The organism is Gardnerella sp. c12Ub_1 (assembly GCF_055804375.1).
The window spans coordinates 811,868-830,350 of record NZ_JANUZC010000001.1 but is presented as its reverse complement, the minus strand read 5'-3'; the positions used below and the strand labels follow the sequence as shown (position 1 = coordinate 830,350).

The 18,483-nt window shown below is 46.0% G+C and carries 5 protein-coding genes; all 5 read left to right on the top strand.

Annotation, left to right across the window (positions count from 1 at the left end):
• Positions 1-51: 51 nt before the first annotated feature.
• The 5 genes from rpoB (at position 52) to NYP65_RS03255 (ending at position 18,438) form a co-directional block, all read left to right on the top strand.
• Positions 52-3,618 carry a DNA-directed RNA polymerase subunit beta gene (gene rpoB / locus NYP65_RS03275; protein WP_415691321.1) on the top strand — a complete coding sequence of 1,189 codons (3,567 nt, stop codon included), beginning with the start codon at positions 52-54 and terminating at the stop codon, positions 3,616-3,618.
• A 93-nt stretch (positions 3,619-3,711) separates the two neighbouring features.
• Positions 3,712-7,731: a DNA-directed RNA polymerase subunit beta' gene (locus NYP65_RS03270; protein ID WP_473410602.1), complete on the top strand. Its 4,020-nt coding sequence runs from the start codon at positions 3,712-3,714 to the stop codon at positions 7,729-7,731.
• 515 nt (positions 7,732-8,246) lie between these two features.
• Positions 8,247-9,017 (top strand): hypothetical protein, encoded by a 771-nt coding sequence (locus NYP65_RS03265; RefSeq protein WP_101889710.1) that lies wholly within the window; start codon positions 8,247-8,249, stop codon positions 9,015-9,017.
• A gap of 219 nt (positions 9,018-9,236) precedes the next feature.
• Positions 9,237-14,174 (top strand): PD-(D/E)XK nuclease family protein, encoded by a 4,938-nt coding sequence (locus NYP65_RS03260; RefSeq protein ID WP_473410601.1) that lies wholly within the window; start codon positions 9,237-9,239, stop codon positions 14,172-14,174.
• A complete protein-coding gene (locus NYP65_RS03255; RefSeq protein WP_115757356.1) occupies positions 14,164-18,438 on the top strand; it encodes an ATP-dependent DNA helicase in 4,275 nt (1,424 codons plus the stop codon). Before NYP65_RS03260 ends, NYP65_RS03255 begins: the two co-directional genes overlap by 11 nt.
• The last annotated feature ends 45 nt before the right edge of the window (positions 18,439-18,483 follow it).

Below are 18,483 nucleotides of genomic sequence, written 5' to 3'. Positions count from 1 at the left end.
TCTAAAGCTCCCAAGGATTAATAAAACTAGCTAGCGATAAAGGAACGTCCATTGGCTGCTGAACAAGCTACGACGAACACCACCAAAGTCATCGCGCGTGCCGACGAGCACAGCATTAAGTTGCACAAAGCGTCGGATCGTGTGAATTTCGGCTCCATTTGTGAGCCAATCGATGTGCCATACCTCCTCGGTGTGCAAACCGACAGCTTTGACTGGCTGATCGGCTCCGAGCGTTGGAAGAAGCGCGTCGAAGAAGATGAGGCAAATGGCACTCACACGGTGCCACACGTCTCTGGTCTGGAAGAAGTGTTCCAAGAGATTTCTCCAATCGAGAATTTTGCTGAGACAATGAGCCTCACATTCTCGGATCCATATTTTGAAGAGCCACGTCACACTGTGCTTGAGTGCAAAGAGAAGGATTACACGTATTCCGCTCCTTTGTACGTAAATGCAGAGTTTGAAAATGGCGAAACTGGCGAGATTAAGAGCCAGACTGTTTTTATGGGTGATTTCCCATTACAAACCCCACACGGAACATTCATTATTGGCGGCACTGAGCGCGTAATCGTGTCTCAGCTTGTGCGTTCCCCAGGCGTGTACTTCGATCGCACGCAAGATCGCACTTCCGATAAAGACGTTTTTGGCGCAAAAATCATTCCAAGTCGCGGAGCGTGGCTTGAGTTCGAGATTGATAAGCGCGATGTTCTTGGCGTGCGCGTAGATCGCAAGCGCAAGCAGTCTGCAATCGTATTCTTAATGGCAATCGGCATGACTAAGCCAGAAATTGCCGAAGCATTCCAGGGTTATCCTCTTGTTCTCGACGCTCTAGAAAAAGAGCCAATCGATACTCAAGACGATGCTCTTACAGACTTGTACAGAAAGATTCGTCCAGCAGATACTGCCACTCCAGACGCGGGTCGCAATTTGCTCGAATCCTTCTACTTCAACACAAAGCGCTACGATTTGGCGCGCGTTGGTCGCTACAAGATTAATCGCAAGCTTGGTTTGGAAGCGGATTACAACGATCGCAGCTTGAATCGCGAAGACATTATTGCAACAATCAAGTATTTGGTTACTTTGCATGCTGGCGAAAAGACTTTCCCAGGAAAGCGCGATGGCGAAGATGTGCAGTTGCGTGTAGACGTAGACGATATTGATCACTTTGGAAATCGCCGAATCCGTCAGGTTGGCGAGCTTGTACAGAATCAGATTCGTACTGGCTTAAGCCGCATGGAGCGCGTTGTGCGCGAGCGCATGACAACGCAAGACGCTGAGGCGATTACACCACAGTCGCTGATTAACATTCGACCAGTTAACGCTACGATTAAGGAGTTCTTCGGAACTTCCCAGCTTAGCCAGTTTATGGATCAGAATAATCCTTTGGCAGGCGTTACAAACAAGCGTCGTCTCTCTGCGCTTGGTCCTGGTGGTCTTTCTAGAGACCGCGCATCTATGGAAGTTCGAGACGTGCACCCATCCCACTTTGGTCGTATGTGCCCAATCGAATCCCCAGAAGGTCCAAACATCGGTCTTATCGGCTCTCTTGCAACCTTTGGTCGCATCAACCCATTCGGCTTTATTGAAACGCCTTATCGCAAGGTTGTTAATGGTCATGTGACTAACGAAGTCGAATATATGACTGCAGATCGCGAAGCCGAGCACGTTATTGCTCAGGCAAACCAGGAGCTCGACGAAAATGGCAACTTTGTTGGCACTCAGGCTCTTGCTCGCGTGGACGAAGAAGAGGCAGTCGATGTGCCTGTTAGCACTGTTGACTACATGGATGTTTCTCCACGTCAGATGGTTTCTCTTGGCGCAAGCTTGATTCCATTCTTGGAGCACGATGAAGGACACCGTGCATTGATGGGTACCAACATGCAGCGCCAGGCCGTGCCTCTTATTAAGTCGGAGCGTCCACTTGTTGGTACGGGTTCCGAATGGCGTGCTGCAGTTGATTCTGGAGACGTGATTCTTTCCGAAAAGCCAGGCGTTGTAACCTACGTTTCTGCAGATATTATTCGCGTTATGAACGATGACGGAACTCAATCTAGCTACAAGCTTTCTAAGTTCCAGCGTTCCAACCAGACTACTTGCTACAACCAGGTGCCGCTTATTAAAGATGGCGAGCGCGTTGAAGCAGGAACTGTTTTGGCTGATGGCCCTGCAACAGATAAGGGTGAGCTTGCACTCGGTAAGAATTTGCTTGTTGCGTTTATGCCTTGGAACGGCTACAACTACGAGGATGCTGTGATTATTTCTCAGCGACTCGTGCAAGACGATACGCTTTCTTCGATTCACATTGAAGAGTACGAGATTGACGCGCGCGAAACCAAGCTTGGTGCCGAAGAGATTACTCGCGACCTTCCAAACGTTGGCGAAGACGCTATTGCAAACCTCGACGAGCGCGGTATTATTCGCATTGGTGCCGAGGTAGAAGCTGGCGACATTTTGGTTGGTAAGGTAACACCTAAGGGCGAGACCGAGCTTACTCCAGAAGAGCGCTTGCTTCGCGCAATCTTTGGCGAAAAGAGCCGCGAAGTTCGAGACACTTCTTTGCGCGTGCCACACGGCGAAACTGGTACTGTGATTGCTGTTAAGGAAATCACTCGTGAAGACGCTGAAGACGATGGCGATGAGCTTCCAAATGGCGTAAACCAGATGATTCGCGTGTACATTGCTCAGCATCGCAAGATTACGCAGGGCGATAAGCTTTCTGGTCGTCACGGCAACAAGGGTGTTATTTCCCGCATTTTGCCAGAAGAGGATATGCCATTCTTGGAGGATGGTACTCCAGTAGACATTATGCTTAACCCGCTGGGCGTGCCTTCTCGAATGAACTTGGGCCAGGTGCTCGAGCTTCACTTGGGTTGGATTGCTCACGCAGGCTGGGATATTAATTTGGATCCAGACCTTGAGGCTGCTTGGAAGAAGTATGTGCCACAAGGCGCCGAGCACGGCGATCCATGCACTCCTGTTGCAACTCCAGTGTTCGACGGCGTGCGCCCAGAGACTTTGAAGGGTCTTTTGAGCACTACGCTTGCGGACCGCGACGGCAATAAGCTTGTTGGTTCCGACGGTAAGGCAACTCTGTTTGACGGCCGCACTGGTGAGCCATTCCCTAAGCCAATTTCTGTTGGCTACATGTACATCTTGAAGCTGCATCACTTGGTTGATGATAAGATTCACGCTCGTTCCACTGGTCCTTACTCTATGATTACCCAGCAGCCGTTGGGTGGTAAGGCTCAGTTCGGCGGCCAGCGCTTTGGCGAGATGGAAGTGTGGGCCCTTGAGGCTTATGGCGCTGCGTACACATTGCACGAAATGATGACCACAAAGTCTGATGACGTTGACGGTCGCGTGCGCGTGTATGGCGCTATTGTTAAGGGCGATAATCTTCCACCTGCTGGTATTCCTGAGTCCTTTAAGGTGTTGCTCAAGGAAATGCAGTCGCTCTCCTTGAATGTTGAGGTGCTTAACTCCGAAGGAGTGGCAATCGACATGAAGGATGAAGATGATGATCCGGTGTCGTCTTCTGAAAATTTGGGCTTTAATATTGGTGCACGACCAGATTCGTCTGCCAAAGAAGACCAAGTTATTCAAGAACCTGAATACCAGTGATACAAGTGTTACAAGTGTTTTAATCACTAATCACTAATCACTAATCACTTTAAGAAACTTAGAAAAACAATTTCATGAGACAGGACGATAATAGTGCTGGACGTCAACGCATTTGACAAACTGAGGATTGGACTGGCCACTGCCGAAGACATCCGTAGCTGGAGCCACGGCGAAGTTAAGAAGCCAGAAACCATTAATTACCGTACCCTTAAGCCAGAGAAGGATGGTCTGTTCGGTGAGCAGATTTTTGGTCCTACTCGCGATTGGGAGTGCGCGTGCGGCAAGTATAAGCGCGTACGCTTTAAGGGAATCGTGTGCGAGCGATGCGGCGTGGAAGTTACACGCAGCCGCGTTCGCCGTGAACGCATGGGTCATATTGAGCTTGCGGCTCCTGTAACACACATTTGGTTCTTCAAGGGTGTGCCAAGCCGCTTGGGATATTTGCTCGATATTGCTCCAAAAGACTTGGAAAAAGTCATCTACTTTGCAGCTTACATGGTTACTAAGGTAGACGAAGAGCAGCGTCACCAAGATCTTCCAGACTTGCAAGACGAGTTTGATACCGAAATTGGCAATCTTCGTAAGCGCCGCGACAACGAGATTGATGCGCGCGCAAAGAAGGCAGAAGAAGATTTTCACGAGCTAGAAGAATCGGGCGAGGCAAAAGGTAGCGCAAAGTCTAAGTTGCGTGCTGGAGCTGAGCGCGAAATGTCTGCTATCCGTACTCGCTACGACGAGCAAATTCAGCGTTTGAACGCAGTTTTCGATCGCTTTAAGGGCTTGCGTGCAGGAGATATGGAAGGCGATGTTGATCTTTGGCGAGAGATGGAAGATCGCTATGGCGACTACTTTGAAGGATGCATGGGCGCGGAAGCAATCAAGAAGCGCTTGCAAGACTTCGATCTTAAGTCTGCTGCAGTAGAACTTCGCGAAGAAATCGACAATGGTACTGGTCAGCGCAAGGCGCGCGCTTTGAAGCGACTTAAGGTTGTGAACGCGTTCTTGACTACTGGAAACAAGCCAGAAGCAATGGTTTTGGACGTTATTCCAGTAATCCCACCAGACTTGCGACCAATGGTTCAGCTTGATGGTGGCCGCTTTGCAACATCTGATTTGAACGATTTGTACCGTCGTGTAATCAACCGTAACAATCGTTTGAAGAGGCTGATTGAGCTTGGCGCTCCTGAAATCATGCTTAATAACGAAAAGCGCATGCTTCAGGAAGCTGTTGATTCACTCTTCGACAACGGTCGTCGTGGACGCCCAGTAACTGGCGCATCCAATAGGCCATTAAAGTCGCTTTCCGACATGCTTAAGGGTAAGCAGGGTCGATTCCGTCAGAACTTGCTCGGTAAGCGAGTTGATTACTCTGGCCGTTCCGTAATCGTTGTTGGCCCAAGCCTTCGCATGCATCAATGCGGCTTGCCTAAGCCAATGGCGTTGGAGCTGTTTAAGCCATTCGTTATTAAGCGTTTGGTAGATCAGGGCTTTGCTCAGAATATGAAGAGCGCAAAGCGCCTTGTGGATCGCGGAGATTCCGAGGTTTGGGGCGTGCTCGAGGAAGTTATTTCCGAGCATCCTGTTCTTCTTAACCGCGCACCTACGCTTCACCGCTTGGGTATTCAGGCATTTGAGCCAATCTTGGTTGAAGGTAAGGCAATTCACTTGCCACCACTTGCTTGCGCAGCATTCAACGCCGACTTCGATGGTGACCAGATGGCAGTGCATTTGCCACTTTCCGCCGAAGCTCAAGCAGAAGCTCGCAGCTTGATGATGGCATCCGACAACATCTTAAAGCCAGCAGATGGTCACACCGTTACAATGCCATCTCAGGATATGATTTTGGGCTTGTACTACTTGTCTACCGTAATCGACGGTGCAAAGGGTCAAGGCCGAATCTTCTCCTCGCTTGCAGAAGCTCAAATGGCGCTAGACAAGCACGAGATTGACATGCAAGCTAAGGTGTTAATCCGCGTTCCTGCAGACTTTGTTTTGCCAAAGGATTGGGAACCTTCCGAGCTTAAGGTTGTAGACCCAGAGCCAGGCAGCCCAGATGTTGTTCACGAAGAGCGCTTTAAGGATGGAACTGTTCTGTTTGCAACGTCTTGCGGTCGCGTGCTGTTTAATAGCACTCTTCCAGAGGACTATCCGTTTGTAAACCAGCAGGTTCCAAAGGGCGTGCTTTCTAAGATTGTTGACGACATTGCTACGCGTTATTCCACCGCGCAAGTGGCGGCAAGCCTTGATGCTTTGAAGGATCTTGGCTTTACGCGTGCACCTTGGTCTGGCGTTACAATGGCATTCTCGGATATTGTGCTTCCTCCAAATCGCGAGCAGATTGCGCAAGATTACGAGGATCAGGCTGCAAAGATCAACTCCCAGTACGATATGGGTCTTCTTACAGACGAAGAGCGTCGTCAAGAGTTGATTAACTTGTGGACAGAATGCACCGATAAGGTTGCAGACGCAATGCGCGAGAACTTCCACGACGACAACAACGTGAACATTATGGTTCAGTCTGGCGCGCGTGGTAACTGGATGCAGATTCGTCAGATTGCTGGTATGCGAGGCTTGGTGGCAAATCCTAAGGGTGAGATTATTCCTCGTCCTGTTAAGTCAAACTACCGCGATGGCCTTTCCGTGTTGGAGTACTTCATCTCGCAGCACGGTGCTCGTAAGGGCTTGGCAGATACCGCACTTCGTACAGCAGAATCTGGCTACTTGACTCGTCGTCTTGTGGACGTTTCGCAGGAAGTTATTGTTCGCGAAGAAGATTGCGGCACGAAACGTGGCCTTATGATGAAGATTGCGGACCGCGACGAAAACGGCAATTTGACGCTTGTTAAGGCTGCTGATGGTGGCCCATACTCTCGCTTGCTTGCTGCAGACGTGCTCGATCCTGCAGACGGTACAACAGTTTTGGCAAAGTGTGGAGACGCGCTTTCTATGGACGTTTTGCGCAGTTTGGTTGCGCACGGCGTTGAAGAGGTTAAGGCTCGCTCTGTGCTTACTTGCGAGTCTAAGCGCGGCGTTTGCGCAAAGTGCTACGGCTGGTCTTTGGCTACAAGCCGACTCGTGGATGTTGGCGAGGCTGTTGGTATTGTTGCAGCACAGTCCATTGGTGAGCCTGGTACGCAGCTTACGCTTCGTTCCTTCCACTCTGGTGGCGTTGCTTCTGCAAGCGATATTACGCAGGGTCTTCCTCGTGTTACCGAGCTTTTTGAGGCTCGTACTCCTAAGGGCGAGGCTCCAATCGCAGAGTTCCCAGGCGTTGTAAAGGTAGAAGATACGGATCACGGCCGTCAAGTCACTTTGACTCCAGACGATACAACCGTTGAGCCAATCGTTTATCCAGTAACTCGCCGCGCTCCAATGCTTGTTAAGGATGGCGACCACGTTGAGGTTGGCACGCAGCTTATTGAGGGTTCTGTGGATCCTAAGAAGATTTTGCGAATCCTTGGTCCGCGCGCTGCTCAGGTGAATATTGTGGAAGAAGTTCACAACGTTTACCGTTCTCAGGGCGTTGATATTCACGATAAGCACATTGAGGTTATTGTTCACCAGATGCTTCGCCGTATTACGGTGATTGATTCTGGAGACACAGAGTTGCTTCCAGGTGAGCTTGTGGATCAGGCAAAGTTCCGCGAGGCAAATCTTGCTGCCGTTAAGAATGGCGGTAAGCCTGCTGCTGGTCGACCAGAGCTTATGGGTATTACCAAAGCTTCTTTGGCTACGGATTCTTGGCTTTCTGCTGCATCCTTCCAGGAGACTACACGCGTGCTTACTGAGGCTGCTTTGAGTCAGAAGGAAGATGATCTTAAGGGTCTAAAGGAGAACGTGATTATTGGTAAGCTCATCCCAGCTGGTACTGGTTTGGCGCGCTACCGTAATGCGGATGTGTCTGCGGATCCAGAAGTTCGTGACGCTATGTATCCAAACCTTGCTGTGACTGCTGAAAATAGCACTCCATCAAACTTTGGTGAAAGCGACATGACAGATGTTGACTTCTCTAACATTGATTTTGGAGACATGAAGCTCGGTGATGATTTTAATCCAGATGATTACCTTGACGATCAAGGTGGTCAGAGTGATTACGATGATGACATTGAGTAATCATGTGATTGATTGATTGTGTGATTGCTTAATCAAGCAAATCCACTTCGACTAGCCGTTGCAAGTTGTTTTACGCATCTTGCAGCGGCTTTTTGTTTTTTGCATTTTTGCCGAAAATGTTGCTCTAATCGGCGTGTCGAGCAACAAAATGCGGAAAATCGCGCGCTACGCTTTAAGCGAAAAGGTAGGTACTGTCGTTCGCGCGGTCTAAGCGCGCGAACGTCTTCGCCGCGCAGAAGCAGTGCTTCTGCTCTAAGCGGCTCAGCGCTCCGAATTGCCTTTTCGCGCTACGCTTCTCAAGCGAAAAGGCAGGTCGTCGCGCGTTGCGGCAGATTGTTTGGCATTATCTACAAAAATCGCCATTGAATTTTGCACGTTTTGCTATTTATAGATCGGAGTCAAGTATAGTAAATCTTATTTATGTAAAACGAAATGTGTTTATGCGAAAAATCGAAGAACATAAATAATCGAAGAACATAAATAAGAATTAAAACTTATTTGAAAGCGAGCTTAAAATGAGCGAAACACTAGTCCTAACGCGCAAAGATTACGTTACAAGAACCATAATTCGAGTTATTGCAATCGTATGCTCTATTTACGGAATGGCAATGTCTTGGGATTCAATGGCGCTAACGTATTTTACGAATCTTTCTAACTTGATGATTTGCGCGGCGCTGCTTGGCTCGCTGATTCTAGACACGCGAAGTGCTCTTAAGTCTAAAAGCGATGAGCAGGTTGAGCAGGCTGAGCAGGCTGGCGGTTGGGTAGATTCAAAACCAAACGCATGGTACGTTTTTAAATTTATGATGACGATTTCAATCGCTGTCACTTTTACGCTATATCTTTGCTTCTTGGCTCCTACAAACAAGCTCGGATTTGTTGGCGCGTACATGAACAATGGGTGCTCAAGCTTATGTGTGCATTTTATAACGCCGTTGCTTGCGATTTTTGACTTTATTCTTTTTGATTACAAGTACAAGTCCAGCCGTGCGCACGTTTATTTTGCTACGATTCCGCCGCTCACTTACGTTGCGTACGCTGTTGCTCTAAGCGAGTTTGCTGGCGTGCGTTGGGGGGATCATGCTATGGCAGCGCCGTACAATTTTTTGAACTACAAAGCGCCTGCAGGATGGTTTGGATTTGCGCCAAACACGTTTAATTCCACAACGCTTGGAGTGGGTGTTGTTTATTTGCTTGCAATCTTTACGCTGATTTTTATTGGCATTGGAATAGCATTTCTTGCGATTAAAAACGCTCGCGCTAAGCGCTTTTCTAGTCAGCAATAGTGAGCGCGACTAACAACACACACCAATTTCCCGCATTTGTTCCCAAAATTGGCTGAAACGTAAACAAACGCGGGGAAAAATAAACAAACACAAGAAAGTGTTCTTGCTTTTGTTCCCAAAATAGGCCGAAACGTAAACAAACGTGGGCAAAAAGAAACAAACGCGGGCAAAAATAAACAGACGCGGGAATAGCTCGCGCCAGTTGGTAGAATTGTGTTTATGTGTACGGAAGATTCTGCGCTGGCTGCTGTTCAATCGTTGCTAAATGGCACTCTTAAAAACGCGCATGAACGCAACACCAATGTTTTGCTTGTTTTTGGAGCACCAAACGCTGGCAAGTCAAGTTTTGCGCTTAGCGCGTTGCTTTTGGGTTTGCGTTTTGATTGGAGCGCGGCATCTGATTCGCCTTGCTCGCTCAATAATCGCGCTGCGCAGCTTTTGCTAAAAAACGCTATTCGTGGTGATATAGCTGTTGCTGCTGCTCAAAATCGCTCTACAGCTGCACGAATGTCGGATTACGTGATTCAAAACTTGGGTGTTTCGCATCAATCGCGCCCAGTTGGCACACTTTCCGCGCTTGCGTTTAGTTTGATTTCCGCGCGAAACAAGCTTTTTGGCATGCCTGCACCTAAGTTGCTTAATGGCGCTGAGCAAGATGCTCTTCTTCGCGAAGTTGTGCGCGTACACGTTAATCACGTTTTGCAAGGCGATAGTGGCAATTGCAAAGTTTGCGCTCTTTTTAGTGAGTATTTTGCTAGCGACTATTCCAAAGATTCTTCGTCTAAAGATTCTTCTAGTGATTCTTCTAGTGATTCTTGGATTTACACAATTTCTAAATTACAAAACGCGCAAAATAGCGAGGATTCGTATGATTCGCATGATTTTAGTGATTCACATGATTCGCTCGATTCTAATTACATCTCTAACATCTCTGTAAATAGCGCTTTTATTCACCAACTTCGAGATATGCTCGCGCGCTTAGACGAGATGGGCATTGTAAGCGACTTTGCGGAAAAAAATATGCTGAACAGTTTGGACTCGCAGCTTAGCGTTAACTCAGATTTTGTATCGTCTATTATTGTTAGCCGCATTAGAACTCAATGGAATTTGGCTTTTGCTCTTAGAAGCGAGTATGCGGATTGCGTGCGCAAAAAGTATCCGAACGCTTTTAGGCTTGATTCTTCTAGGCTTTTGGCAAGTGGCGTTCAAATTTTGAACGATATTTTTAATAATTTACATTGCGATAGTGCTAATGAATCTTCGGCGGCTTGCGATTCTTCACTTGAGTTTTACGCTCTTAAACTCTTCCTTCCGCACATGCTGGTTGTTGACGATTTTCACGATGTAACGCTTGCTGGTTTGGCTTTTCTTGAGTCGCTAGCGCGCTTGGGCGTGAGAATTATTTTAACGGCAAATCCCGACGAATCCGTGCAATCATTCCGCGGATCGTACCCAGATTACGTTGTTGAATCAGCGCAAAATGGCGTTATGCAAGCTGCTGTTTCTAAAATTTGCGATTATAAGGTCGAAGGATTTGGCGAAGATTTTGCAACACAGGCGTCGCAAGATGTAAAGCGCCAAGAATCGCATAATCTCCCTGATTTTCTAAATCAGCCTAATCGCTCAATTGCGCTAAATCTTTTTTCTGCGCGCGTTTCTCTTTCGATTGCTTCGCTTATGCCAACGCAAACGCCTATCGCCCGCAGGGCTTGGAAAATGGCCAATATTCAAGGTGCTTTTCCTATAGAAAAAATCGAATTAAATTCGCAAAAAACAGAAAATTCTTCGGTTTCTGGCGATTTGTACAGAACTCCTAGCCAAGAGATGGATTGCGTTATTTGGCAAATAAAGCGCGCTCATCTAGACAATAAGATTCCGTGGAAAAACATGGCAATAATTGCGCACGATAATGCAACAGTTCGCGCGTTTGGCGAGCGTCTTAGAAAAGACGGAGTTCCTGTGCGCTACTCGAGCGTCACGCGCGCGCTTAGAGACGAGCCGTTTATTAAAGCGCTTTTTGCGATTATTGAGTTAGCGCAATTTAGCCAAAAAAGCGTTGACGATTTAGCAAAAAGCGTGCATTCGGGCAATTACACGCTTTATTCGATTGCGCATTTTGTTCGTTCTAGAATAAAGACCGTTTTGGAAAGTCCGCTTGTGGATTCTGGTGACTACAATTGCGCAAGTTTGGCTGCTGTTGACTCGCTTATGCGCTCAATTTGTTCTCTTAGCGAAGTGATTTTAGGCGCGAATGCAAATGGTGCAAAGGCGAACGGTGCAAAGGCGAACGGTGCAAATGCAAGCGGAGAAAATTCGCCATTACACGGTCTTATAGAGCAATGGAAAGCGCTTAGCAATCGCCTTTTAGGCGCAAACGAGCCATCTGCGATTGAAAGCGCAAGCGTTACGGTTGACAATCGCGTTTTTAGCGCGCAACCAAACGCAAATAGCACGCAATTTAGCATTGAGTCGTGTTATCTTTTGATTCTTAAGGCGCTTATTGACGGCTGCTCTGCGGATTCTGGCGATTTAGGTGATTCAGAAAACGAAGAGAATCAAGGCGTAAAATCTACAGAAATCTTTTCTGTTTTGCAAAAAATGCGCCCAAACAGTGTTCATATGCGTGCGTTGATGCGCGTGTTTAATATTGTTCTAAGACTTTCTAAAAATCTAAAAAATAACCTTGAAAAAGTTAAAAACAGCGGAGAAAATCAAGTTAGCTACGTTTTAAGCAAGGCTTGGAATCTTTGCAATTGCGCTAAAAAGTGGCAAATTCAAGCGCTTAGTAATAGTGATGAAGGCCGCGCGGCAAACGATAGGCTAGATGCTGCAATGCGTCTTTTTGAGTACGCGGATTCGTTCTCGTATACAGTCTCACAAGGCCAGCAGACGCCTAATGGAGTCTCGGCTGCTCCAACAATCGTGGAGTTTATTGATCAAGTTCGCCAAATGGAAATCGAAGCGGATTCGCTTGCAAGCGTGGCGCCTCTTCCAGACGCTGTGACTCTTACAACGCCTTCTGGCTCGGTTGGAAGAACGTGGGATTACGTGTGGATTCCTGCGGTTCAGCAGCGAGTTTGGCCGAATACTGCCGCTAGAAGCACTATGTTTGCTTCGGAAACGCTTGTTGATATTGTGCTAAATAGCAGGATTTTAAGTGGAGAAAGTGGAGAAAGTGGAGATATAACGTACTTTTTTGACGCGTATTCTAAAAATCCTAATGGCATTTGCGTAAGTGATAAGCAAGCGATTTTTACTGGCGAACAGCGCAGCTTGCTAATGGCAATTACGCGCGCTCGCAAGCATCTTTGCATAAGTGCGGTTAATAGTGATGATTGCGTTCCTTCGGACTTTTTGTACTACTATTTGCCAGAGATTTATTGGAGAAATCAAGACGGAAGCTGCGATTACACAGATTTTTGTGGCGATTTTGCGGCGGTTGATGCCGATGCAAGAGGTCTTGTTTGTGCGTCTAGAATCACGCTTGCTAAAGAGGAGTGTGGCTCTAATGATGGCCATAAAATGGCAAAAAATTCTACGATTCAAGATGCGTTAGATGCGTTAAATCTGCTCAAAAACAACGGAGTTGATGCAGCAAATCCAGATAATTGGGATTTTATGCGTAAAAATTACGATTCTGCGATTGGTTCTGCGAAGCCAGAATCGCAAGCAACCGAAGAATCGCAAGCAACCGCTGAATCGCAAGAAGAATCGCCACTAAAGTCACAAGAAAAGTCACAAGAAAAAATCTCCACTAATAAAAATCTTGTAACTCTATCTCCTTCAATGGTAGATAAACTTTGGTCTTGCCCAGTTTGTTGCCTTTTGGAGAGTAAATTTGCTGGCCCGACTGTAGGAAGTACGGCAGCGCAATTCGGCACGCTTATTCACGAAACTGCAAGGTGGGCAAGTCAAGATGAGCATTTAGACAACGATTATTTGCGCAAAAACTACCCACAGCTTCAAGCTTTTGTTAGTGGGTTTGTTGGCGCTCGCGCGCAGGAATTTTCGGACTTTGATTTTTCGTTTGAATCGTTTAGTGCTTTGCAAAAAAAGGCGATTGAAGATGTTGCGAATAAGATGATTGAGCATTATTATTCGATTTGCCCAAGTGATTCTAGTATTTCTAATGTAAAAGACCGCTACCGTTTTATAAAAAACGATTTGAATGTTCGCCGCGCGCTTTACACGATTGCTCAATATTTTGTAGGCTCGCTAAACGGGCAGAATTACCCGATTCTTGCGCAAAAAGACGAAGATGGTGTTGTAACAAAGATTCTGCCTGCTCCAGAAAAGTCAAAAACAGCAAAGCCGACTATTGCAGATGTTCCTTTGGGTAGTCTCGAGGAAGCTTATTGCGAGTGCAAAATAAACGCCACTTTTGGCTTTGACGATATTCTAAACGCGTACAATCTTGCTGCTAAATCGCAAATAAGCTTGGAAGATCTTTATTCAATAATGGGATTTTTGGTAGGCGGATGGCCTAATGGCGGCTCATGCGATTTGCGCGTTAGAATCCAGGGGCGAATCGACCGCATGGAACTTAGAAAGTTAAACGACAACACGCAACAAATTCGCCTAATCGACTATAAAACAGGAAAAGTTCCTAAAACACAGCAAGTTTTTAATGATTTGCAGCTTATTTGCTATCAACTGGGAATTGTTTTTTGCTCCGAAAACAATAAAGACTATGAGCAATTGCTAAAGCTTAAGCACACAAAAATCGCGCGAAGTGCGCTGTTCCACGTTGTGTACAAGGATTCTCCTGCGCAAGATAATGGCGTTGCAGAGAACATTTGTCAGCCTTCGCTGTTTGATGAGGATGGCTCGTTAAGCGCTAGTGAAATCATAAGTCGTTACAGATATTCTAACAATAATCGCCTTTACGATCTTCCAAATATTGATGCTCAAAATCCTGCGCAAGGCGTAAGTCAAAGTGCGTGGGCGGATTTTGTAGGCTTGCCAATGCGCGCAAAATGGTCGCTTATGATGATATCTCGCGTATTTTTTGCCGCTGCTGCTGTTAAATCAACGAGTTTTGCTGTAGAGCCAAAAGCGGATCATAAAAATTATTGTAGATGTTTAGACGTTTGCCCTGCGTGTGCGGAAAAAGTGGACACTGTTTACGAAGTGATTGAAGGTAAAAATGAGCAATAACAACGTTAGCGCCATAAAGTCCACACATAATAGTGGTCCAAGCTTAGAGCAAAAAAACGTTATAGAAGCGCCGATTAATCAAGACGTGCTAATAGTTGCTGGAGCTGGAAGCGGCAAAACGTACACCATGACTCGTCGCGTAATACATTTAATTAAAAGCAAAGTTCCGCCAGAGTCTATATTGGGTTTAACGTTTACAAACAAAGCTGCTGCAGAATTGCTAAGTCGCGTTTCGGCGGAGGTTAGTGCAAGCGGAGCAAAGTCATTCTTAAAGCCAGAAGTTATGACGTATGACGCGTTCTTTCAATCAATCGTAAGAAGATACGGCCTTTTGGTTGGCTTTAATCAAAACACAATGCCATTAAGCGACGCTGGCGCGATGGAAATCATAAAAAGTATAATCGGAAAATATTTAGATAATCCACAAAATAACGCTAAAAATTTAAGTAAGCTATATAATTTTGACACTTTGTGTGCTGATGTTATTAATCTTTGTGCCGAAATATCGTGCTCGATGATTGGAGTAGATAGTATAGGCGAAACGTGCTCAAGCGTGTCTCAAGCTGTTCAAAAAATACGCGAGTGGAATAATGAGTTTGCAAAACACTTAAAAAATGTTATTGCAGATAGAAAAGTAGAATCGCCGCTAAGCGCAAAAGCTCCAGCGATTCCAAAATACAAAAAAGTCAAAAAAACAGCTGGAATGAGTGAGCAAGACGTGGAGAAAGCGTCTGCGGAAAAATTTAAGAATGCGTGCAAAAATTACGAAAAATATTGGAATGATTCGTGCTTGCAATTTTGCATAAATCTATACAACGCTTGCCTAAAACGAGACATTTTGCTAGATCTTGTTTTACAATTTGACGCCGAAAAAAAGCGCGTAAACATGGCGCAATTTAGCGATTTTACGATTGCAGCTTATTATTTGGTTACGCATTTTCCTTCGATTTGCGCGCAATACAGGAATCAATATTCGCAAGTTCTTTTAGACGAGTATCAAGATACTTCTACAACGCAAGCAATGCTTATAAATACGCTGTTTTATGGTAATGCTGCTGCAGAAGGGAATCGCACGCATGTTATGGCAGTAGGTGACCCGTTCCAAGCAATCTATTCGTTTAGAGGTGCTTCGACTGGAGCTTTTTGCAAGTTTGAACAAGACTTTAACATAAGCGCGCAAAACAAGTATTCGCTAACTGTTACGCGCAGAAATTCGCTGTTTATACTAAAAGTTGCAAACGCGCTAACCGAGCCGATGCGCGCGGAAAATGGCGATAATTCAACGCAAAACGCAAGTCGTAGATTTAGCAGCATTGACGATCGCGAAGTGCAAGTGGAAACTTTAAAGCCAAAAGATGATGCGCCAAATGGAACTGTTTGCGCGTTGTTTATGCCAAATCAAGGCGAAGAAATTGATGCAGTTGTGCAATTCGCTAAGAAAATCGTTGAAAAATATGGCGAAAATCCACTGGAACCACAACTTGCGATTCTTTTTAGAAGTAAAGCAAAAATGCCGCAATATGCTCAAAAGCTGGAGGATGCTGGTATTCGCACGAGCATAGTTGGCTACTCTTCGCTTATTGAAAAGCCTGCTGTTAAAGATGTTTTGAGTTTGCTAAGAGTGATTCAAGACCATAGCGACTCCAATTCGCTTATGCGTCTTCTTGCCACTCCTCGTTTTGCGCTATCTACCGCGGATTTGGGTGTGTTGGCATCAATCGCAAATAGTGCGAATACGGAATATCTTTACAACGTGTATGCATCGGCTGGGCTTGTTGAGGATGGATTGCCTAGAAGCCAGTGGGATTCTGCCGTTCGCAATCTTAGAAATAAGGCGAATAGTGGGGAAATATCGGCGCAAGTCATAAATATTTATGGCGGAGTGTATTTAGCGGATTTGATTATGCGCGATTTTGGCGATTTTGGGGCGAGTGGGGATTCTGGCGATTCTGGTAAGTCTGCGGTTGCTGGCGATTCTGGTAAGTCTGCGGTTGCTGGCGATTATTGGGTTAGCCAAATGCGAGAAAAGCTGAGCGCACATGCATTTGCTGCAGTAAGTCGACTTAGTAAAATCCTAAATAAAGTTGATCGCGTGCAAAGAAATTCTCTAACAAGCGTTATGCAATCGGCTGTTGAAGCGCTTAACGTAGATATTGATAGCGCTGTTGGAGCGGCCTTAAAATACAAGGATTTTAGCAATCAAACAATGCTTAACGACATGCACAATGTTCTAGATTCGCTAAACGCGATTGTAGAAACGTATGTGCAAGAGATGGGCGAGTGGCAAGATGTTAGTTTGCGCGGACTAATCAATTGGATTGACTCAGCAAAAACGCTTGATTTGCAAGCTTCTGGAACAGAGCAAAATAGTGCGCAAGTTGTTTTAATGACAGTTCACCAATCAAAGGGTTTGCAATGGCCAGCAGTTGCTGTAGTTGGGCTAAACGAGGGCGCTTTTCCAAGCAATCAAGGCGATTCGCTAAAAGTTGATGATAATGGGCAAGCCAGCGCTCGCATACCGATTGAGTTTGCTGCAAGCGTGCCTTCTGCGTTGCGCGTGGATGCCAATATTTTGCCGCATTTTCCGCATACAGTAACGCGTGCCGAGGCAATGCATCCGCAAAAATCCATGCAAAGTTTAGATAGTGTGCAAAAGATTTTTGACGAGATTAAACCAGATAGAATCAAAGCTTTGTGTGATTTTGCGGCTGCTGTTCAAGAGGTGGATGCTGGCTCTGAGGATTGTGGTTCTGCGGATTCTGGCGATTTTTTGAGCGAAGAAACTCGCCGTGTGTATAATGCGTATAAATCCCAGCAAAGCGTTGATTTTATGCCATTTACGCAAAGTGAGGAGCGCGGAATCCAGCTTCACATGGACGAGCGCCACCTTATGTACGTTGCTCTTACGCGCGCAAAGTTTGCAGCGCTTTTAACTGGTTCAGCAAATTCGGGAGATTCGGAAGAAAATGGGCGTAAGCGTGCAGCTTCGGTGTTTCTTAAGGAGTCGATGGAAGCTATAAAGTCGCTTAATGGTGTGATTGAAGTTAAAAAATGCGAGGCGGAAAATTCTGGCGATTCTGTCTCTGGTGATGCTGCGAATCCTAGTAATTCTGCGGATTCTGGCGATTCCGGCGAAGACGTTTTTGGCTTTATTGCAGGCGATTTTGCAGGTGAGCTTTCTAAAGAGTTTGGAAAAATTAAAGTTCAAAGCGATTCGCGTGCTAAAGAAAGCGTGCTTGAATGGCCTTGTGCTTTGAGTGAAGATGTAGAAAATGCGCTTCAAGAATCTGCAAAGCTTGTTAAGGGTGAAGATGTTAAAAGTGAAGATTTTAATGGTGATTTTAGTGGCAATGCCGATGGCGAATCTTCCTTAATATCACATCAAAAATCGCTTTATTACCGCGCAAAAGCGTTTGTTCAAGACGCCGATTTAACATCGCAAAACGCTGGCGATTATTCTCTAGAAGACTTAGCAAAAAAGGTGGAAAAGATTTCCAACGGATCTAGGCTTAACGTAACGTCTTTGCAAAAAATAAGCAAAGTTGCGCCTGATGTAAACGCAAACGCAAACGCTAGCGCGCGCGCAAACGATCGAGTTTACAACAATCTATTGGCTTGCATTCGCCCAATTCCGTCCGTTTCGTCGATGGATGCAAATCTCGGTACAAAATTCCACGCGTGGGCGCAGCAATTTGTGGATTCGGCAGTGTCTTCTAGTGCATCCGAGTGCGCTAAGTGGCGTACTATTGTAAAAAATGGCACTTTGCTGGATGAGCAATTTATTCCTCAAGATCGCAAAGATTTGCTTTACGAGTTTAATCAGAATCGCAAGGATTCGGATTCTCAAAGTTGCGCACTAAATCAATGGAAGCAACGGCTTATAGAATCGCGTTGGGCAAAACGAGTGCCGCTTGCTGCAGAAATGCCGATTTTAATGCAAGTCGATAATACGGAGTTTGCAAATAGAATCATCAACGGCACTTTGGATGCTGTTTTTGCAGGAGGATTAGACGCTAACGACGAATCAAAACTCTACACAATCGTTGATTGGAAGACGGGTAAGCGGCCAAAAAGTGCGGAAGATATTCGCCTAAAACTTGAGCAGCTTGACTGGTATAGGCTACTGCTTGCGCGCGCTACAAACGTTGATTTAAGCTGCATTGACGCCACTCTTTACTACGTTAGCGAGGCGCGTGCGGAAAATCGCGAGATTCACGCGCTGTGCAAAACTCGTGACGAGATTTTGAGCGAGGCATCTTTTTAGAATCAACGTATTTGGTAATCTAAAAGTAGAGCATAAGCCGATTTA

Bases quoted from the DNA above. Each gene is read 5' to 3' on its own strand.
- NYP65_RS03265 (WP_101889710.1), top strand. From the start codon at position 8,247: ATGAGCGAAACACTAGTCCTAACGCGCAAAGATTACGTTACAAGAACC.
- NYP65_RS03260 (WP_473410601.1), top strand. From the start codon at position 9,237: ATGTGTACGGAAGATTCTGCGCTGGCTGCTGTTCAATCGTTGCTAAAT.
- NYP65_RS03255 (WP_115757356.1), top strand. From the start codon at position 14,164: ATGAGCAATAACAACGTTAGCGCCATAAAGTCCACACATAATAGTGGT.